The sequence below is a fragment of the Gilliamella apicola genome (genome assembly GCF_000599985.1).
Classification (GTDB): Bacteria; Pseudomonadota; Gammaproteobacteria; order Enterobacterales; family Orbaceae; genus Gilliamella; species Gilliamella apicola.
Map to the genome: position 1 here is coordinate 2169560 of NZ_CP007445.1, position 20664 is coordinate 2190223.

At 36.2% G+C, this 20664-nt stretch carries 15 protein-coding genes and 1 tRNA gene; 3 read left to right on the top strand and 13 right to left on the bottom strand.

Translation table 11 applies throughout. The features are described 5' to 3' along the window. Nucleotides 1–32: 32 nt before the first annotated feature. From truB to GAPWK_RS09805, 12 genes are all read right to left on the bottom strand, one after another. The gene (gene truB, locus GAPWK_RS09750) at nucleotides 33–935 is read right to left on the bottom strand and encodes a tRNA pseudouridine(55) synthase TruB (protein WP_025316050.1); all 903 of its coding nucleotides are present in this window, start codon (nucleotides 933–935) and stop codon (nucleotides 33–35) included. A 67-nt stretch (nucleotides 936–1002) separates the two neighbouring features. Further along, nucleotides 1003–1380: a 30S ribosome-binding factor RbfA gene (rbfA, locus tag GAPWK_RS09755; protein WP_025316051.1), complete on the bottom strand. Its 378-nt coding sequence runs from the start codon at nucleotides 1378–1380 to the stop codon at nucleotides 1003–1005. A 65-nt stretch (nucleotides 1381–1445) separates the two neighbouring features. Continuing rightward, on the bottom strand, nucleotides 1446–4145 hold the full coding sequence (infB, locus tag GAPWK_RS09760) for a translation initiation factor IF-2 (RefSeq protein WP_025316052.1): 2700 nt from the start codon (nucleotides 4143–4145) through the stop codon (nucleotides 1446–1448). A 17-nt stretch (nucleotides 4146–4162) separates the two neighbouring features. Then, a complete protein-coding gene (gene nusA, locus GAPWK_RS09765) occupies nucleotides 4163–5638 on the bottom strand; it encodes a transcription termination factor NusA (RefSeq protein WP_025316053.1) in 1476 nt (491 codons plus the stop codon). A 16-nt stretch (nucleotides 5639–5654) separates the two neighbouring features. Further along, a complete protein-coding gene (gene rimP / locus GAPWK_RS09770; protein ID WP_025316054.1) occupies nucleotides 5655–6116 on the bottom strand; it encodes a ribosome maturation factor RimP in 462 nt (153 codons plus the stop codon). Between the two features lie 194 nt (nucleotides 6117–6310). After that, a tRNA-Met gene (locus GAPWK_RS09775) sits at nucleotides 6311–6387 on the bottom strand. A 207-nt stretch (nucleotides 6388–6594) separates the two neighbouring features. Then, nucleotides 6595–7401 carry a tryptophan synthase subunit alpha gene (trpA, locus tag GAPWK_RS09780; RefSeq protein ID WP_025316055.1) on the bottom strand — a complete coding sequence of 269 codons (807 nt, stop codon included), beginning with the start codon at nucleotides 7399–7401 and terminating at the stop codon, nucleotides 6595–6597. Continuing rightward, nucleotides 7398–8591, bottom strand: a complete 1194-nt coding sequence (gene trpB / locus GAPWK_RS09785) for a tryptophan synthase subunit beta (protein WP_025316056.1) — start codon at nucleotides 8589–8591, stop codon at nucleotides 7398–7400. Before trpB ends, trpA begins: the two co-directional genes overlap by 4 nt. A gap of 25 nt (nucleotides 8592–8616) precedes the next feature. Further along, nucleotides 8617–9999, bottom strand: a complete 1383-nt coding sequence (trpCF, locus tag GAPWK_RS09790) for a bifunctional indole-3-glycerol-phosphate synthase TrpC/phosphoribosylanthranilate isomerase TrpF (protein WP_051516270.1) — start codon at nucleotides 9997–9999, stop codon at nucleotides 8617–8619. 15 nt (nucleotides 10000–10014) lie between these two features. Then, nucleotides 10015–11649, bottom strand: coding sequence for a bifunctional anthranilate synthase glutamate amidotransferase component TrpG/anthranilate phosphoribosyltransferase TrpD (trpD, locus tag GAPWK_RS09795; protein ID WP_025316057.1), 1635 nt, complete (start codon nucleotides 11647–11649; stop codon nucleotides 10015–10017). Next, nucleotides 11649–13211, bottom strand: a complete 1563-nt coding sequence (locus GAPWK_RS09800; protein ID WP_025316058.1) for an anthranilate synthase component 1 — start codon at nucleotides 13209–13211, stop codon at nucleotides 11649–11651. The genes trpD and GAPWK_RS09800 overlap by 1 nt, the downstream gene beginning before the upstream one ends. A gap of 326 nt (nucleotides 13212–13537) precedes the next feature. Next, the gene (locus GAPWK_RS09805) at nucleotides 13538–16024 is read right to left on the bottom strand and encodes a tetratricopeptide repeat protein (RefSeq protein WP_025316059.1); all 2487 of its coding nucleotides are present in this window, start codon (nucleotides 16022–16024) and stop codon (nucleotides 13538–13540) included. Between the two features lie 308 nt (nucleotides 16025–16332). On the opposite strand from GAPWK_RS09805, the gene GAPWK_RS09810 reads away from it, so the two are divergent. Together GAPWK_RS09810 and GAPWK_RS09815 are read left to right on the top strand one after the other, a co-directional pair. Beyond that, on the top strand, nucleotides 16333–17241 hold the full coding sequence (locus GAPWK_RS09810; RefSeq protein WP_025316060.1) for an SPFH domain-containing protein: 909 nt from the start codon (nucleotides 16333–16335) through the stop codon (nucleotides 17239–17241). A gap of 104 nt (nucleotides 17242–17345) precedes the next feature. Continuing rightward, nucleotides 17346–17810, top strand: coding sequence for an NfeD family protein (locus GAPWK_RS09815; RefSeq protein ID WP_025316061.1), 465 nt, complete (start codon nucleotides 17346–17348; stop codon nucleotides 17808–17810). Between the two features lie 333 nt (nucleotides 17811–18143). Here the strand turns inward: GAPWK_RS09815 and GAPWK_RS09820 are convergent, their stop codons facing one another. Further along, nucleotides 18144–19037 (bottom strand): LysR family transcriptional regulator, encoded by an 894-nt coding sequence (locus tag GAPWK_RS09820; RefSeq protein WP_025316062.1) that lies wholly within the window; start codon nucleotides 19035–19037, stop codon nucleotides 18144–18146. Nucleotides 19038–19169: 132 nt separating this feature from the next. Here GAPWK_RS09820 and GAPWK_RS09825 point away from each other — a divergent pair, with 132 nt between their 5' ends. Next, entirely contained in the window at nucleotides 19170–20366 is a 1197-nt protein-coding gene (locus GAPWK_RS09825; protein WP_025316063.1) for an NAD(P)-dependent alcohol dehydrogenase, read from the top strand. Nucleotides 20367–20664 lie beyond the last annotated feature (298 nt).

Here is a 20664-nt window from a genome sequence, read left to right on the forward strand (position 1 = left end):
AGCCAATTCATTCACTTAAACATGATTAAATATTATGAAGTTGATATTAATCGTTTTGGCGATAATTTATTAAACAATTGTATTCCTGCTCCAATAAATTGTTCATCCTGATAGATTCTTACCAATGTTTCAACTGCATTACTAGTATCGAGTTCAATTGTTCGACCCAATAAAATATCATCACCTTGAGCATGAGTCAGTATAACTTTAGGACAATCTTGTAATGGACTATCTACGGGCATTAAGAGTTGATCTTTATCGTTCATCTCTTCTAATGCGTCTAAGGTAACCATATTTTCAATAGGATAGTTGGATACTTGCAAACGTCTTAAATAAATAACGTGTGCACCACAACCAAGTCGTTCACCTAGATCATCAACAATCGTGCGAATATAAGTTCCTTTAGAACAATGTATTTCTAACGTCAATTCGTTTTTTTTAATATCAAATTGAATAAGTTGATTTTTATAAACAGTGATAGGTCTAGCTTCGCGATCAATTACAATACCTTGACGAGCATACTCATAAAGTGGCTTACCTTGATACTTTAGCGCTGAAAACATCGTTGGCACTTGTAAAATATCACCACGAAAATGTGTTAAAGCTTCATTGATTTGCGATTCAGTTACCTCAACTGGTTTGGTGCTAACTATTTGACCATCAGCATCAGAAGTATCAGTTCGTTCACCAAGTTTAGCAATGACACGATAGCACTTATCAGAATCTAACAAATATTGCGAAAATTTGGTCGCTTCACCAAAGCAAATTGGTAACATACCCGTTGCTAATGGATCAAGCGCTCCGGTATGCCCTGCTTTTTTCGCATTAAACAATCGCTTTACTTTTTGTAGCGCGTCGTTTGACGTCAAGCCTTGTGGTTTATCTAGCAATAAAACGCCGTGAAGATCACGGCGAGTTTTTTTTATATTCATCATATTTTTATACTGAAACGTATAGTTAACCTCAAACTTTTTTACAAAAAATTGGAGGTTATTTTTAAAATTAATCGTTATGACGCTCGTTGTCTTGCTTAATAACATTCGTTACTAAATTAGACATATGCATACCTTTCACCAGAGACTCATCATAAAAGAATTTAATCTCAGGAATAATACGTAAGGACATGGCTTTACCAATTAAAGTACGAATATAGCCCTTCGCATCATTAAGCACTTTTAAACCTTGTTCGATAACTTGCGGATCTTCATCATTTAAAAAAGTCACAAAAACTTTAGCATATGAAAGGTCACGTGAAATATCTACACCAGAAACGGTTACCATACCTAAACGGGGATCTTTGATTTCCCGTTGTAAGATAATTGCAATTTCTTTTTGTAATTCATGTCCGACTCGAGATGAACGATTAAATGCTTTTGCCATATCTATTTTCCTTTAAATATAAATAAGCAAGGCTTGAACCTTGCTTATAAAAGACAGCGTAATGACTAAATCGTACGTTTGATTTCGATAGTTTCAAACACTTCAATAGCATCGCCAACGCGAACATCATTATAGTTACGTACACCAATACCACATTCCATACCATTACGAACTTCGTTGACGTCATCTTTAAAGCGACGTAATGATTCAAGTTCGCCTTCATAGATAACCACATTATCACGTAATACACGGATTGGATTATGACGTTTCACTACACCTTCCGTTACCATACAGCCAGCAATTGCACCAAATTTTGGTGATTTAAAGACATCACGTACTTCAGCAAGACCAATAATCTCTTGTTTGTACTCAGGTGCAAGCATACCGCTCATTGCTTGTTTAACTTCATCAATAAGATCATAAATTACTGAATAGTAGCGTAGATCCAAGTTTTCTGTTTCAACCACTTTACGCGCAGATGCATCAGCACGTACGTTAAAGCCTAAAATAATGGCATTAGATGCCGCAGCAAGAGAAGCGTCAGTTTCAGTAATACCACCTACACCTGAACCAATAATTTTAACTTTAACTTCATCGGTTGATAGTTTAAGTAATGAATCGGAAATTGCTTCAACGGAACCTTGAACATCTGCTTTTAACACGATATTGAGTTCAGATACATCACCTTCGGTCATGTTGGTGAACATGTTTTCAAGTTTCGCTTTTTGTTGACGAGCTAATTTAACATCGCGGAACTTACCTTGTCGATAAAGCGCAACTTCACGAGCTTTCTTCTCATCACGTACAACGGTTGCTTCATCACCCGCTGATGGCACACCAGATAGACCAAGAATCTCAACTGGGATAGATGGACCCGCTTCAGTCACTTCTTTACCTAATTCATTGCGCATTGCACGAATTCGACCATACTCAAATCCACAAAGTACAATATCGCCTTTACGTAATGTACCTGATTGAACGAGTACGGTAGCAACAGAACCACGACCTTTATCAAGGAATGATTCAATAACAACACCACTTGCCATTCCAGTTTCGTAGGCAGTTAATTCAAGTACTTCAGCTTGTAATAAGATCGCTTCAAGTAGTTGGTCGATACCTGTACCTGCTTTAGCTGAAACATGAACAAACTGAGTATCACCACCCCAATCTTCTGACATAACGCCATATTGAGCCAATTCGCCTTTTACGCGCTCAGGATCGGCTTCTGGTTTATCAATTTTATTTACAGCAACAACAATTGGCACATTCGCAGCTTTAGCATGCTGAATAGCTTCAATTGTTTGTGGCATTACACCGTCATCAGCAGCAACAACAAGTACCACGATATCGGTCGCTTTCGCACCGCGAGCACGCATTGAAGTAAATGCCGCATGGCCTGGAGTATCTAAGAAAGTGATCTCACCATTTGCAGTTTTAACATGGTATGCACCGATATGCTGAGTGATACCACCTGCTTCGCCTGATGCAACTTTCGCTTTACGAATATAATCAAGTAACGATGTTTTACCATGGTCAACGTGTCCCATAATGGTCACAACAGGTGCACGTGCAACTTTTTCTGCGCCAGTATCACGATCGCTCATAAGTGATTCTTCAAGCTCATTTTCACGACGAAGTACTACTTTATGACCCATTTCTTCGGCAACAAGCTGTGCTGTTTCTTGATCGATTACTTGGTTAATGGTTGCCATTGCTCCCATTTTCATCATGGTTTTAATGACTTCTGAGCCTTTAACAGCCATTTTATTGGCTAATTCAGCAACGGTAATTGTTTCACCAATCACAACATCACGGTTAACCGCTTGTACTGGTTTATTAAAGCTTTGTTGCAATGCACTTTTACCTTTCTTTTTATGACCACTTCGGGTAACGGCTCGCGCTTCTTCACGTTCAGCTTTACCTTCAGAAAGTTTGCTACCTTTTTTCTGCTTAGTTTGCTTACTGTTGCGACCACGTCCACGAGCGCTTTCTACTTCACGATCGGTATCATCTTCAGCCGCTCTTGCATATTTAGAAGTGGTAACATGATAATCATCATCATCTGTATTATCAGTCTCATCTGTATCATTGTATTGTTCTGCTAATTTACGTGCTTCTTCAGCCATACGTTTAGCGTCTTCTTCAAGTTTACGACGATTTTCTTCTTCTGCTTTTCGTTTAATTTCGTTAGCTTCGGCCTCTAAACGAGCCTTCTCTTCCTGTGCTTTTTTCACTTTAGGATCCACAGGGTGCGCTTGTTCTGTTTTAGCTACTTGCTTAGCTTTTTCTTCTTCAGCCTTAGCTTGTGCTTGAGCCTGAATTTCAGCTTGCTTTTTAGCTTCTTCTTCACGTTTTTTGGCTTCTTCTGCAGCCGCTAATTTTTCTTTTTCTTCCGCTTCTTTACGGGCTTTCAATTCAGCCTCTTGCTTAATTTTTTCAGCTTCAAGACGAGCTTTTTCTTGTTCTGCTACAAGTTCAGCCGGATCGCGCTTAACAAAAGTACGTTTTTTACGGACTTCTACTTTAATTTCTTTGCTTTTACCACCAGCACTTGACACATTTAAAGTTGAATGTGTTTTACGTTGCAACGTTAATTTGGTCGGACCTTGCTGAGGATTTAAATGCGCAAGCAAAGCTTCTTTTTCCTTTTGTGTTACAGTATCAGATGCTGTTTTTTTCATGCCTGCATCAGCAAACTGTTGCAAAAGTGTTTGCACTGGAGTATTTATTTCCTGAGCCAGTGTTTCGATTGATACTTTGGTCATGTATTACTTTCCCTCAATTATTCATTTGCAAACCAACAAATATTACGTGCAGCCATAATAAAATCGCCAGCTTGTTTACTTGTTAAACCTTCAATATCGGCTAGATCGTCGGTACCTTGTTCAGCTAAATCTTCCAAAGTAGTTACGTCATGTTGTGCCAATTGATAGGCCAATTCTTTTGTCATACCTGCCAAATCTAATAAATCTTGAGCAGGTCTTTTGTCACCACTCGTCGCTAATGCCATTGTGGTTAATGCATCTTTAGCTCGATTTCTTAATGCTTCAACGAGTTCTTCATTGAGTTCTTCAATTTCAAGTAATTCATCAACAGGTACATAAGCAAGTTCTTCCAATGAAGTAAAACCTTCTTCAACTAATAGTTGTGCAAGATCTTCTTCAATATCTAAATGCTTCATGAAATTACTAATTGAAGCAAAAGATTCTGCATGATGTTTTTCTTGTAAATCTTCGGTACTCATAACATTTAATGTCCAACCCGTGAGCTGTGACGCTAAACGAATATTTTGCCCATTTCGACCAATTGCCTGTGGCAACGTATCGGCATTAACGGCTACATCCATAGTATGTTTATCTTCATCAACAACGATTGACACCACATCTGCAGGCGCCATAGCGTTAATTACGTATTGTGCAGGGTTATCATCCCATAAAACAATATCGATTCGCTCACCACCAAATTCATTTGATACCGCTTGAACACGTGCACCACGCATACCAACACAAGCACCGACTGGATCAATACGACGGTCATTACTGCTAACTGCAATTTTAGCACGCGATCCTGGATCACGAGCAACACCTTTAATATCAATCATCTCTTCACCAATTTCTGGCACTTCGATACGGAATAATTCTTCCATCATCTCAGGGTTAGAACGACTAATACAAAGTTGTGCTGGTTTATTATCTTGTTCAACAAGGTATAAAATACCACGAACACGGTCACCAATACGAAAGTTTTCACGTGGTAACATGTCATGACGTAACATCATTGCATCGGCATTATTACCTAAATCAAGAATTACACTATCACGGTTAGTTTTCTTGACAATACCCGTTACTATTTCACCAATGCGATTTCTGAACATGTCAATTACCATGGCTCGTTCAGCTTCACGCACTTTTTGTACAATAACTTGTTTCGCTGTTTGGGTAGTAATACGGTCAAATGCTACTGATTCAATCTGTTCTTGAACATAATCACCGAGTTGTACTGATGGATCTTCGTATTGTGCTGCTTCTAATGTTATTTCTTTCGTTGGTTGAGTAACATCATTCACGACATGCCAACGACGGAATGTGTCATAATCGCCTGTCTTATGATCAATTTTTACAATGACGTCAATTTCCACATTCTGTTTCTTTTTTGTGGCTGTTGCTAATGCTGTTTCTAGCGCTTCAAAAATTTTGTCACGTGTTAGTGCTTTTTCATTTGATACTGCTTCAACAACAGCTAAAATTTCTTTATTCATCCTTTACACCCGTACTCTATTTAAGGTTAAAATTAGGTACTATGTTTGCTTTCTGTATATTACTAAAAGCAAACACTTCATCATTATCTTCCACCGTTAATGTAATCATGTCATTATCAATGGATTTTATCCTACCTTTCCACTTGCGACGATTTGCAACAGGAATACGTAAACTAATAGTGACTTCTTCACCAATAAAGCGTTGATAATGTTCAAGCGTAAACAGAGGTCTATCCATACCTGGAGATGAAACTTCAAGATTGTAGGCGTCTTTGATAGGATCTTCAACATCAAGTACTGCGCTAATTTGTCGACTAACATCAGCACAATCATCAACAGTTATACCATTTTCATTATCAATATAGACTCGAAGTACAGGATAACGACCACGAATGTATTCAACGCCAACTAACTCAAAACCAAGTGCATTTACTGGTTCTTGAATGATATCAGTTAATTGCTGTTCTATATTAGCCAAACAAACCTCCACTGCAGAAAATAAAAAAGGGCATAAAGCCCAACATTCTTTTTAAACTTACGCTTAAAATCACAACACGAAAAAAAACCTCGACATGCGAGGCTACATTTAAAAAAACTAACTATAATGAAGCCACTTGAGTTGAACTTTCATGCAATAAAAAGGGTTGATTGATTTATGAATGAAAATCTAAGTGGTTGCGGGGGCTGGATTTGAACCAACGACCTTCGGGTTATGAGCCCGACGAGCTACCAAGCTGCTCCACCCCGCGATAGATGACTGAGAATTATACTTCTTTTTGAATAAAATGCAACTTAAAATAACGCTAGTTTTATCAATTATGCTTAAAGTTTTAAAAAATAACACACTATAACTTTGCTTGTGCATTGAGACAAATTATACACAATTGATTAACTAACATTGGTATAAAAATCCATTTTTCAACTTCATTATACCAATGTCCGGTCTTCAAATAAGATTACTTGCTTGTTGCCTGTTTCATCGTTTTTACAAAGCTCGCTAATTCTCTCAGCATTTTGTCTGTGTTATCCAGATTATGCTCAATAATTTTAACTGTAGCTGAACCAGCAATAGCCCCAGCAGCACCCGATTTAATTGCTTCACTAACTTGAAATGGTTCAGAAATACCAAATCCTTGAATCGCTGGCGGAGCCCCGTATTGGTGTAATTTATCTAGTAAATGGGTTAAAGGTTTATTAGCACGATTTTCAGTACCGGTTACTCCTGCACGCGATACCAAATAAGTATAGCCTTTACCTTGCTTAGCAATATTCTTTATCACTTCATCATCTGCATTAGGTGGACAAATAAATATTGGGTCAATGCCATGCTTTTCAGCAGAATCGGTAAATTCTGGTGCATATTCAACAGGTAAATCAGCAATTAATACTGAATCTACGCCTGCTTTGGCACATTTAGCATAGAAGTTATCAATACCATTTTTGAACACCAAATTAGCATAAATAAGCAATCCCATTGGAATATCAGCATTTTGCTTTCTTACTTTACTTAAAATTTCAAACGATTTTTCAACGCTAATACCACCTTTAAAAGCACGGATATTGGCATTTTGAATAGTTGGACCATCAGCCATTGGATCTGAAAATGGAATACCTAATTCTAAGGCGTCAGCGCCAGCATCAACCAAGGTTTGGATAATTTTTAGCGAAAGGTCAGGTGTTGGATCGCCAACCGGTACAAAAGGAACAAATGCACCACGTTTTTCCGTTGCTAAAGTTGCAAACAGTTTTTGATAACGGCTCATTGTATTTCTCCTTTTGCTTTTAAAACATCATAAACAGTAAATATATCTTTATCACCCCGACCAGATAAGTTAACAATTAATAGTTGTTCTTTGTCTGGGTTTTCTTTAATCATTTTCATCGCGTAGGCTAATGCATGTGATGATTCAAGTGCGGGGATAATTCCTTCATGACGGGATAATTCTTTAAACGCATCAAGAGCTTCATCGTCAGTAATCGAAACATATTGCGCTCGGCCAATGCTATCTAAATAAGCATGTTGTGGGCCCACTGCTGGAAAATCAAGTCCTGCTGAAATTGAATAAGACTCTTCAATTTGTCCTTCGTCAGTCTGCATCATTGGGGTTTTCATTCCAAAATAGATACCTAACTTGCCATGTTTTAATGAAGCTCCATGCTCGCCACTTTCAATACCATGTCCACCTGGTTCAACACCAATTAATTTAACGGATTTATCATCAATAAAGTTAGCAAACATACCAATCGCATTAGATCCTCCACCAACACAAGCAATAACAGCATCAGGCAGACGACCTTCACGCTCTAAAATTTGCTGTTTAGCTTCACGACTGATCATTTGTTGGAATTCACGCACAATAGTTGGGAAAGGATGTGGACCCGCTGCTGTACCAAGCATATAGTGAGCGTGTTCATAGCTACCAGACCAATCGCGTAGCGCTTCATTACAGGCATCTTTCAACGTTGCTGAACCTGTTTCAACAGGGATCACTGTTGCGCCCATTAGTCGCATTCTAAAGACATTAGGTGCTTGACGTTGAACATCTTTAGCGCCCATATAGATTCGGCATTTTAAGCCTAATAGAGCACAAGCTAAAGCTGAAGCAACACCATGCTGCCCTGCTCCAGTTTCAGCAATAATTTCAGTTTTACCCATGCGTTTAGCCAGTAAAGCTTGACCTAATACTTGATTGGTCTTGTGTGCCCCACCATGCACTAAATCTTCTCGTTTTAAATAAAGTTTAGTTTTAGTACCCGCAGTTAAATTTTTACATAATGTCAGCGCAGTTGGTCGACCGGCATAATTAACTAATAGATCATTAAATTCTTTTTGGAAATTTGGATCATGTATCGCTGATAAAAAAGCTTGCTCAAGTTGTTCTAGTACAGGCATTAATATTTGGGGGACATATTGCCCACCAAACTCACCAAAATAAGGATTTAATTTAGACATAACCATTCCTTTTTATAATTAAAAATTAAATTTGTTCAAATACTGCGTTGATTTTCTGTTTATCTTTGATGCCAGGTGACTGTTCAACTCCTGAATTGAGATCAACCCCAATCACACTGGTTGCAATAGCTAACTTGATATTTTCTGGATTGATGCCTCCAGCTAAAATCACATTACTTAACTCATGATTCTCGAGTAATGACCAATCAAAACTTTTACCTGTTCCACCCGCACCATTGTCAAATATATAACGTGAAACTAATGGATTATGATGCTCTGGGACTGTGCCATCAATACTTAATGCTTTCCAAATTTGGCAGGTTAAAGGTAGCTTTTCGCGTAAAGCTTGTATGTAGTCAGCATCTTCTTTACCATGCAGTTGCACGGCGTAAAGAGATAACTGCTCAGCAATTTGACATACTTCATCAATGCCTTGGTTTTTAAAAACGCCCACCCAATTAAGAGGTGCCGCCGACATCACACTACGGGCTTTATTAGGTTGAATATAACGCGGTGAACTACTAACAAAAATCAACCCGCCATATACTGCTCCTGCTTGGTAAACATTGACCGCATCTTCGGCACGAGTTAACCCACAGACTTTATTTTCGCCCAACACGACTTTGCGAATGGCTAAATCTAAATTAGGCTCTGACATCAACGCGCTGCCAATTAAAAAGCCTTTGGCATACTGACGCAGATCCTTTACTTGATTATGAGTATAAATTCCTGACTCGCTAATCACAATACGATCGTCAGGAATCGTTTTCGATAAATTTTTAACTCGATTTAAATCTACGGTAAGATCGCGCAAATTACGATTATTAATGCCAATAACTTTAGCGCCTAATTTAATTGCTCGTTCTACTTCGCTTTCAGTACTCGCTTCGGTTAAAACGCCCATATTAAGTCGATGAGCAACCTCACTTAACTGTTGATACTCATCATCTGTCACGACTGATAGCATTAATAAAATGGCATCAGCTTGATAATAACGAGCCAAATAGATTTGGTATTCATCAATAATAAAATCCTTACAAAGTACAGGTTGCGTCACCTCTTTACGTATAATCGGTAAAAATTCAAAATGACCTTGAAAATATTTTTCATCGGTCAAAACCGAAATAGCCGTTGCATAGTTTTTATAAATTTTAGCAATTTCGGCTGGGTCAAAATCATCACGAATTAATCCTTTAGACGGCGAAGCTTTTTTACACTCCAAAATAAACGCCGTTTTAGCTTGATTTAAAGCTTGATAAAAATCACGATCACTTGGTTTCACATCCGATTGAAAAGTTGCAAGTGGCTTAGCTGCTTGCTGCTGAGATAACCAAATCTGCTTATCATTAATGATTTTTTTTAATACTGTTGCCATTTCAACATTTTTGGTTAATGCTGCAATTACCATATTATTCTCCATCTATTATCTTGCTGCTAACTTTTGCAATAACTCGTAAGATTTACCGCTATGCATCATATCGATCGCGCGTTTAGCATTCTGTTTAAGATCAGCTTGACCAAACAAACTCATCAACATCGCTACATTGACAGCAATTGCTGCTTCGTGAGCAGGTTTACCATGACCTTGTAAAATCGCAATTAACATATCACGATTCATCTCTGGCGTACCGCCCTCAATATCTTTTACTGTATAGGTTGGTAGACCAAAATCTTCAGGCGTTAAAGTAAAATAACGAATTTCGCCATTTTTAACTTCACCCACTTGGGTAGCGCCATGAATCGCTACTTCATCCATTCCAGCCCCATGTACCACATAAGCATGAGTATAGTTAAGCATTTTTAATGTTTCTGCAATAGGTTGGATCAAATCAGGATGATAAACCCCTAATAAAATACGTTTAGGACGAGATGGATTAATCAATGGTCCTAATACATTAAAAATAGTACGTGTTTTTAACTGTTGTCGTACTGGCGCTGCATGACGGAACCCTGAATGATACTGCTGGGCAAACAAGAAGCAAACACCTAATTCATCTAAAGCTTTACGTGATGCTTCGGCTGGCATATTTAATTTAATGCCTAAAGCAGATAACACATCAGAAGATCCCGATTTGCTCGACACACCGCGATTACCATGTTTTGCCACTTTATAACCCAATGCAGCGGCTACAAAGGCACTGGCGGTTGAAATATTAATACTGTTCGTACCATCTCCACCTGTACCGACTATATCGGTAAAATCATAATCAGGTATATCAAAACTATCTGCATTTTCAAGCAAAGCCTGCGCTGCACCCGCAATTTCATCTGGTTTTTCGCCACGCACTTTCATACTGATGATAGCCGTTGCTAATACCGTTGGCTCAATTTTACCTTGAATGATGAGGTTGAAAAGTATTTTGCTTTCTTCCTGCGTAATTGTTTGGCCTAAATACAACTTATTTAATATTGGTTGAATGTTGTATTCTTGTTTATCAACAATTGCTTTTTGCTGATTAGGTTCGGCTATTTTTTGTGGTGGATTAAGTGCCCAAGCTATCGTTTGCTCTAGCAATTTTACACCTTGAATGGTTAAAATGGATTCTGGATGAAACTGAAAACCACAAACCCGATCCTCATCATTGCGTACAGCCATTACAATATTGTTGCAAAGTGCATTAATCGTGAGCGTTTTGGGAATATTTTCACCTTTTAAAGAGTGATAACGCGCAACTGGCAATGGATTAGGCAACCCTGCAAACATCGCTTGCTCATCATGCTCAATAAGCGATGCCTTACCATGTAAAATATCACCCGCTGGCACAATACTGCCACCATAAGATTCAACAATAGCTTGATGCCCAAGGCAAATGCCAATGATTGGTAATTTACCTTTTAACCGTTTTAACAGTTCAGGCATAGAGCCCGCTTCGCTTGGTGTACCAGGACCTGGAGATAACATCAAAATAGGATTTTGCATTTGTGATAATTTTTCAATAATCACATCGGCAGGAATAGTATTACGATAGACCGTCACACAATGTTTGCTATTACGTAATTGATCAACCAAGTTATAAGTAAATGAATCAATATTATCAATAAATAAGATATTAGCCATTAGAATACACCTTCTACATTATGTGCTGCCATAATTGCCCTAACTACTGCGCGAGCTTTATTACGTGACTCGTCTGATTCGGACTGAGGATCCGAATCCAACACCACTCCCCCACCAGCTTGCACCGTGGCTATGCCATCTTCAACATAAGCACTGCGAATCACAATACAGGTATCAAGATCACCATTTGCGGTAAAATAACCTACTGCTCCGCCATAACTACCACGTTTCACTTTTTCGGATTCAGCAATTAATTGCATTGCACGCACTTTTGGTGCGCCAGTTAATGTACCCATATTCATCGTAGCTTTATAAGCATGTAATGCATCTAAATCTTGACGTAACTGCCCTACAACCCGCGAAACTAAATGCATCACAAACGAATAACGATCGACTTTCAACAACTCTTTGGTATAACGTGTACCCGGCTCACAAATACGAGCTAAATCATTGCGGGCTAAATCAACCAGCATTAGGTGCTCAGCCAACTCTTTTTTATCAGTTCGCATCTCAAGTTCTAAACGACTATCCAAATCATGGTCAATATCGCCATTTTTGGTCAGACCTCGTGGGCGTGTGCCAGCAATAGGATAGATTTCAACCTGATTGGTTGCCTTAGTATATTTAAGTGCACTTTCAGGAGAAGCACCAAATAACACAAAATCTTTATCTTGCATATAAAACATATAAGGACTTGGATTATTGGTTTTTAGTACTTGATAAGCTGATAACGGTTTTGGACAAGGCAATGTAAAACGTCTCGATGGTACTGCTTGAAAAATCTCGCCTTGCTGAATGGCATCTTGCATTTTTTTTACGATGGTATTGAAATCATCATCGCTCTTATTGCAACTTACATCGATTTTGGCAAGCGACTGACTATCAATTGGTTTCATCGGTTTGCTTAACGTTGTTTGCAAATCATTTAATCTTTGCGTTAATCGTTCAATTTCTTTAGTGTCGGACGTAAATGCAGTCGCTTTTAAAATGGATAGATGATCTTTATGATTTATTTCTAATAGTGTTTCAGCTAAATAAAAACAGAAGTCTTGGCAACGCTGTTCAGAAGATAAAATTGGTAGGTTTTCAAATCCCGCGACCAGATCATAACAAAATAATCCGCCAACAAAAACCGCATCTGGACTGGAATTTTCTGGTACATTAACTACCGTTAACAAGGTTCTTAATGCATCAAATACCGACAAAGATTTCAAACGTGAATCCTCATCTTGCAGATGATCAATATCAGAAAAAACTAACGTTAATGTTTGCGCATTAGCGAAAGTTTTAATTACTTTATCGTCAACGGCTTGTTGCAACAAAGGTAATAGTTTTTCACCATTGGTTGTTAACGCTTCAATAGTGACTTTGGTATTGATTGCTGAAATGCGCAAAGCACTATCAATAATCATCACACTTTTAATACCTTGCTTATTATCAATTTCAGCCGATTCAAGCAGCAGCGTCGCAGGTCGGTTATCACATAATTGGTAAAACACCTGAGTCGGATCTTGATAATAACCGATGGTTTTGGTTATTTGAGTTAATGTTGGCTTATTCATTGTTGACTCTCTATGTTTAAATTTTTATTCAGACGAATTCTTTTAATATCCTGAAACTAAAAAACCCGCACTAAGCGGGTTTTGCGAAAAAGACCATCCATCATCACATTACCCGCAAAATGAACCACACCACCAACCAAAGTAAGTGAATGGACGAGTAATAAAATGTAAAGATTGTATTTTCATAATGTTATCGGTATAAAATAAATTTTGTACTATTAAACTAGTTCAATGATGCAATGTCAAGTGAATATTTTATGTTCGATGAATAAAAATTAATTTTTATAAGATAAAAAAGCGCGTTGATTAATCCGCGCTTTTTATTGTTAACGTAATGGCATTTCCGATTGAACTACTTTAATCGGCTTGCTTCTGGTTTTAGATTGAGAGGTTCTCACATGGTTTGTGATCCACAATTTATGATGAGGTTGACATTGAGGACCTAAGTAGATCTTTTCAAGATAATCTTCTATTTTGCCATAATTAACAAATAGACTATTTGCATAAGCATAATTTGTCGGTGCTTGTATTAACTCATCTGCAATATTGGTAATATAAATCATCCGACATTCATCTTCATCCTCAAAAGCGGCATGCTTGACTAAACATGAGATAGGCATCAATGCTAAAGCAATCAATTGATCCAAATTAGTTATTTTTTTTACTTTTCTTGATTTTTTTAGTCTACAAATAATATTATGAATTTGATTTAGTTTTTTTCTAACTGTATTTATTTTTGCTTCTTCATTTAGCGAGTCTAAATAAGCATTCCATTTCGCATCAATATTTTCAGGAGAATCACTTTGATGTTCTAAAAAAAAGGAGTACTTGTTACGTTTAGCAATACTAATGTAGCCATTTTTTGGATCAAAGTAGAGACAGCGGAATAATGGCAAAGAACCAACAGAAGATGTAATATTTTTTTCAGTAACAGTTTCAGAGTTTTTTGGGTTTGAATTTACGATTAAATCATTGCTCGTGTTATCGCTCTTTTGATTCAAATTTTCATTTGAATTATTTAATCCCATAGTTGCCACTACGCTTTTAGCTGAATCATTTCTTGCTAAACCAAAGTCTGTATTATTGAAAAAATAATTAATACTCTCAGGATTAATACTCCGCTTAATATCATCACCAAAAAACTTTTTATTAAAAACCACACTGACACTTGAACCAACAATATTGTTTTCATTACCATAAAGCCTAAATTGATTTAATGAATTATGATTAAATGAAAAACTAGCTAAAAACGTTTTGATTTCATTATTATTTTCAGTATTTATACCTAACCAATCAGTTAAAACTTGGTTTTCTGTCGGATCATTCATAAAATCAACCACATTTAAACGAAAATCACTTGGTTTATTTTTTAAAAGATTAAATAACACTTCTGGTTTGGTATAATGCGCAACTTGTCGTTCAAATATTAGTCCATCATTATTTTTAGATTCATTTAAATTAAACTCTACAAGTAATTCTTTTTGTATGTCAATTGTTAATTCTCTAATATCACAAATTTTGGCTACCAAGTCATCTCGTTGTTTTTCTTCAAATATTGATGAATTTTTATTGCTAATCATAGATAACATCATTTGAGCAATAATATAAATTTGAAAAGTGTCATTAGAATAAACCACATTTTGATAATGCTCTTCCGCTGAATTTAATTTAACTTTTGTTTTGTCAAAGAAAACATTATCACCTAATATCCATTGTACATAAGAATATATTATTGGATTATTTTGCTTTCCAATATTCAAATAACAGCGTTCGGCCTTCTCAATATTATGTTGATTTTGGTAAATATCACCTAAATAAAATTGTGCTAATTCATATATCCCTGGATTATCCTCCTTTTCAACATTAAAATAAAAATATTCAGCTAGTTCAATATTTTTTTTATTTTGATAAATAACACCTAAATTAAATTGTGCCACAGCATATGCCACTGAATTATCTTGCTTTTCAATACTTGAATAATATTCTTCTGCCCGATTAAAATTATTATATTCATATTGGTAAATAATACCTAAATTCACTTGTGCTGTAGCATATACTCTTAGATTATCTAGATAATATTGCTTTTCAATACTTGAATAATATTCTTCCGCCCGATTATAATTATTATATTCATATTGGTAAATAATCCCTAAATATAATTGTGCTTGAGCATATGCCTTTGGATTGTCTTTCTTTTTAACATTTATATAATATTGTTCAGCTTTCTCAATATTATTGTTTTCATTCTGGCAAATAATACCTAGATTCAATTGTGCTTGAGCATATGCCTCTGGATTATCATCCTTTTTAACCTTTAAATAATAGTGCTCAGCCTGCTTAATGTTATGTTTTTCTTTTCGGTAAATATCACCTAATTTACATTGTGCTTGAGCATATAACTTAGGATTACCTTGCTTGTTAACATTTAAATAACATTGTTCAGCCATCTCAATGTTATACTTTACTGTTTGGTAGATAACACCTAATTTACATTGTGCTTGAGCATATACCTTAGGATTATCTTCCTTTTTAACATTTAAATAACATTGTTCCGCCTTTTCTTTATTGTTTTTATCATATTGATAGATATAGCCTAAGCAAAATTGTGCCTTAGCGTATATCTGTGGATTATCTTGCTTTTCAATATTTGAAAGATATTTTATTGCTAGCTGCCAATCTTTTTTATCGAAATAATAAATCTTAAACAATTCAAATTGAGCTTGTGCATATTTTTCTGCACCATCATGCCGAGTAATTTTTTTGAGTTGCTTAATTCGTTGTTGGATTTTTAATTCTGTTTTTTGTTGTTCCATCCCAATTCCTTTTTTATTATTTTTATAGTCAATTAATAGTATTTAAGGTATTACACTGTTAATAACATTAGGTATATTTTTGGATCATTTGATTTTATCAACAGTTCAATAAAATACGAAAACATTTTGTTAATGAATTTTATTTTGAACAATTTTGTTATAGATATATTATGTTTATAAGTAGAATCAATACAAGAAGCTATTTTAATTTCATATAGTTATGTAAATTAATAATTTGTCAAAGTACTTTATAGCGTTTAAAATGATTTACACTTTTAATTATTCCCAAAAACCAGAGAATTTAACTTATGCCTATATTTTATCTTCTTGTTGCAGTGATTGTTGTACTTGCTATAGCAACTGTTGTTAAAGCCATTACCATTGTGCCACAAGGTTACCAATATACCATTGAGCGTTTTGGTAAATATACTCACACTCTTGAACCAGGTTTAAATATCATTATTCCTTTTATGGATGGTGTGGGTCGTAAAATTAATATGATGGAACAAGTGCTTGATATTCCATCTCAAGAAGTCATTTCTAAAGATAATGCTAATGTGCAAATTGATGCAGTTTGCTTTATTCAAGTACAAGATGCCGCAAGAGCCGCTTATCAAGTCAATCAACTTGAACGTGCTGTGATTAATCTTATGATGACCAACATTCGTACCGTACTCGGTAGTATGGAACTTGATGAGATGTTATCACAACGTGACCATATTAACTCAAAATTACTGAGTATTGTTGATGATGCAACCAGTCCTTGGGGCATTAAAATTACCCGTATTGAAATCCGAGATGTGCGCCCACCGGCAGAATTGATTGCAGCCATGAATGCACAGATGAAAGCTGAACGTAATAAGCGTGCTGAAATCCTAGAAGCAGAAGGGATCCGCCAAGCTGCTATTTTACGTTCCGAGGGTGAAAAACAGTCTGAAATTTTAAAAGCCGAAGGTGAAAAACAGGCCGCATTTTTACAAGCTGAAGCTCGTGAACGTGCTGCAGAAGCGGAAGCAAAAGCAACACAAATGGTTTCGGATGCGATTGCGGCTGGTAATATTAATGCAATTAACTACTTTGTTGCTCAAAAATATACTGAGGCATTAAAACAGATTGGTGCTTCAGATAACAGTAAAGTGGTAATGATGCCGCTTGACGCGTCATCTCTTATGGGAAGCATTGGCGGTATTGCAGAATTAATTAAAAATTCTAAATAGCCCGTATTAAAGTAAGTTTGAGTCATAAATTTCATAGTTGATAACTAATTAGCTAAGAAATAATTGAAAAATATATTTCAATCAATAAATTAAAGGTAAAACCAATGTCTGATTTTTTAATGATTATTTATGATTCACCTCACTGGATATTTATTGCTTTAGGCGGTCTGTTGCTGATTGCTGAACTATTAGGAACGACCGGATATGCGCTCTGGAGTGGAATTGCAGCCATTGTTGTTGGTTTAATCGCTTGGATTTTACCTTTATCTTGGCCTGTTTTATGGATCCTTTTTTCTATTTTCACTCTCACTTCAGCTTATATCTGGTGGGTTGTATTAAAAAAACGAGATCACAATAAATCACGAAAAAATCAGATCAATCAACCTCAACAAGAGTTAATTGGTATTAAAACGGTTGTTACCGATGCGATTATTAATGGTTCAGGAAGAGTTAAAATTAAAGATGGAACTTGGTCAGCAAGATGTGATAAAGATCTCGACGTTGGTCAATCAGTTGAGGTTATTTCAATTGACGGTTTAACTTTGCATGTAAAACCATTAAATCATTAATGATACAGTATTGATTGAATTAATCAGTAACAATTTAATTACAAGACGCGTCATTGACGCGTTTTTTTATGGTCATAATCGCAAAATACTCAATAGGTTAAAACGAGTATTTGTTCGGTAAAATTCCCTTAATTCATACATTCTAAACTAAATGTTATTTTGATAATTAAATTCCGATGCCCTAGACAAGAATATCCTCATTAATTGCCTAAGATGAAGCTTATTGCCTTAAACTATTAGACTAAAAATAATATTTTTTGTAACAAATAATTTAAAACTGATATATAAATTTATCTTTGGGTTTGAGATCACTCAAAAATTGGTATCGGTATTTTAAGTAGTCGATTCCGTTAGAAGTTTTTCTAATATTTCATAAACAAGTAAAACCCGTTTAGGGGTAATTGTTTGATTTGGCCTGTAAAGATAAAATGACCATATTTCATTTTCGTAATTATCGAACACAACAACCAGCTCCCCTGAGTCAAGATAATGCTGGCAATCTTGGCGAGCAATTGGCGCAAAAATTCGACCTGCTAATGTAGCTTGCAGCAAACTCTTTAAATCGGTAGTAACGACACAAGGATTGACCAGAGGTATTGGCAAATCACCTATAATCCAATCCCATGCTTTACCAGTACTTGAATTAAAAATATTCCCTACAGGAAATTTTTGTGCCAATTCAAATATATCTTTTGGCAAACCTGTTTGGGTGATAAGTTTAGGTGATACAACAATCGGCTCTTGCATAACATAGATTTTTTTAGCAATCCAATGTTCATTGGGCGTTTTACTAATGCGAATACCGATATCGATTTGGTCGTCTACAGCCTTAAGTATTTCAAAATCCGTCCGCCATTCGATATTAATCTGTGGATATGGAGCCAGTGCGGTCAATAATTGGTATAGAATGCGATCAAAAAATGGATACGGTGGTAAGGTGATTCGAACTGTACCACGTAATTCATCTTTTGCATTTTTGGACGAACCAAATAACTGCTGTTCTTCCTGCAAAAAATGCACCGCTTTAGGTATAAACGACTCGCCAAAATCAGTCAACGTAATGCTTCGGGTATTTCGCTTAAATAGTGGTTCGCCCAAATCATTTTCCAATTCGGCAATCATTCGGGTGATCACCTGTGGTGAAACAGAAAATTGCGCAGCGGTTTTTTTAAAACTTAATACTTCTGCCGCTACTACAAAATATTTCAAAGCATCTAAACGATTCAATTCATGATCTCATTTTTTGGAATTGTGTTTTCTTATTTTAGTCATTTTAAGAGATCATTCAGTAGATTACAATGTAATCGATAGCTTTATAAAAAAGGTGAATGTCTAATAAAATAACCTCATTTTTAGATAATGGATAAGGATTCAATTATGAACACATTAATTTCTCGGCGTTATTTTTCAAAATTGTCTGCCACTGTCGGAGCTGGTATGGTGTCTGCTCATACAGCCTCAATTACCCCAACAGCCCAAATGAAATATCACTACACAGGTGGTAATGTAAAAACAAAAGCCTACGCTGCTTTTGATGAATCGGGAGAACTGCGCCCGTGGGAGTTTGAACGTCGCCCTGTAGGAGATAATGATATATTAATCGAAATCAAATACGCCAGCATCTGTCATTCAGATATTCATCAAGAAAAAGGCGACTGGGGCAAAGTAACCTATCCGCAAGTACCTGGTCATGAAATTGTAGGCATTGTTATTGCCGTAGGAAAAAATGTAACTAAATTTAAAATAGGTGATCGTGCAGGTGTCGGCTGCATGGTTGATTCTTGTTTAGAATGTGATAGTTGTAAAAATGGTTTAGAACAACATTGTGACAATGACCAAACGCTATTCACCTATGGCAATCCAGACAACCGTGAGCCAACCTCAATCACTCAAGGCGGTTATTCCAGTCACATTGTAGTACGCGATCATTTTGCGGTACATATTCCCGAAAACATTAAACTACAAGAAGCCGCTCCATTATTGTGTGCTGGCATAACAACATATTCGCCATTAATGAAATACAAAATTAATAAGGATGATAAAGTCGGCGTTGTCGGCATTGGAGGTTTAGGACATTTAGCAGTGAAAATTGCTATTGCCAAAGGAGCCAAAGTCTATGCCTTTACTACTACGGCTGAAAAAGAACAAGATATCCGTAATCTTGGAGTAGAAGAAGTGATTGTAGTCGATGATCTTAGTAAATTACAACCTTATAAAGGCAAATTAGATTATATGATTGCCACCGTGCCAGAACAGTTTGATGCAGCACAATACGCGGCAACTGTGAAACCATTCGGCTATTTTACCGTGGTCGGAATGGGGAAAAATTTTATGCTTGATATTAGCAATATTGTAATGTCACAGTCGCGGGTGAATTTTAATGCTTCATTGATTGGTGGTATTGCTGAAACTCAAGAGCTTTTGGAGTTCTGTTCTCAAACGGGAGTGCGCCCACAAATTCAAATGATCAGCGCAAATCAAATTAATCAAGCATGGAAAGATATAGTAGCGAAAAAAGCACGCTTCCGTTATGTAATTGACGCTGCTACCATTTAGATTAAATTAGCAAATTAAAGACAATATCTATCATCAAACATGATTAAAACCAAAAGTCGTATTAAATATACGACTTTTGGTTTGAGTATTAAACTTACGGGTTCTTGACAGTATCAAACGACACTAAAACAAAAAGCAATTGAAGTTCATATCATTGGTAAGGCTTTTGATATAGCATTTATCCCGATTACTGATTATTAAATCAAAAAAATGACGATATCTTTCGTAAAAAAATAGCGCAGTAGTCATTACATGCAAGATAGGATTAGCCAACAAGCAAAAGCTGTCAACATGGAAA

Coding starts and splice junctions, on each gene's coding strand:
- truB (WP_025316050.1), bottom strand. CDS start 935: ATGATGAATATAAAAAAAACTCGCCGTGATCTTCACGGCGTTTTATTG.
- rbfA (WP_025316051.1), bottom strand. CDS start 1,380: ATGGCAAAAGCATTTAATCGTTCATCTCGAGTCGGACATGAATTACAA.
- infB (WP_025316052.1), bottom strand. CDS start 4,145: ATGACCAAAGTATCAATCGAAACACTGGCTCAGGAAATAAATACTCCA.
- nusA (WP_025316053.1), bottom strand. CDS start 5,638: ATGAATAAAGAAATTTTAGCTGTTGTTGAAGCAGTATCAAATGAAAAA.
- trpA (WP_025316055.1), bottom strand. CDS start 7,401: ATGAGCCGTTATCAAAAACTGTTTGCAACTTTAGCAACGGAAAAACGT.
- trpB (WP_025316056.1), bottom strand. CDS start 8,591: ATGTCTAAATTAAATCCTTATTTTGGTGAGTTTGGTGGGCAATATGTC.
- trpCF (WP_051516270.1), bottom strand. CDS start 9,999: ATGGTAATTGCAGCATTAACCAAAAATGTTGAAATGGCAACAGTATTA.
- trpD (WP_025316057.1), bottom strand. CDS start 11,649: ATGGCTAATATCTTATTTATTGATAATATTGATTCATTTACTTATAAC.
- GAPWK_RS09800 (WP_025316058.1), bottom strand. CDS start 13,211: ATGAATAAGCCAACATTAACTCAAATAACCAAAACCATCGGTTATTAT.
- GAPWK_RS09805 (WP_025316059.1), bottom strand. CDS start 16,024: ATGGAACAACAAAAAACAGAATTAAAAATCCAACAACGAATTAAGCAA.
- GAPWK_RS09810 (WP_025316060.1), top strand. CDS start 16,333: ATGCCTATATTTTATCTTCTTGTTGCAGTGATTGTTGTACTTGCTATA.
- GAPWK_RS09815 (WP_025316061.1), top strand. CDS start 17,346: ATGTCTGATTTTTTAATGATTATTTATGATTCACCTCACTGGATATTT.
- GAPWK_RS09825 (WP_025316063.1), top strand. CDS start 19,170: ATGGATAAGGATTCAATTATGAACACATTAATTTCTCGGCGTTATTTT.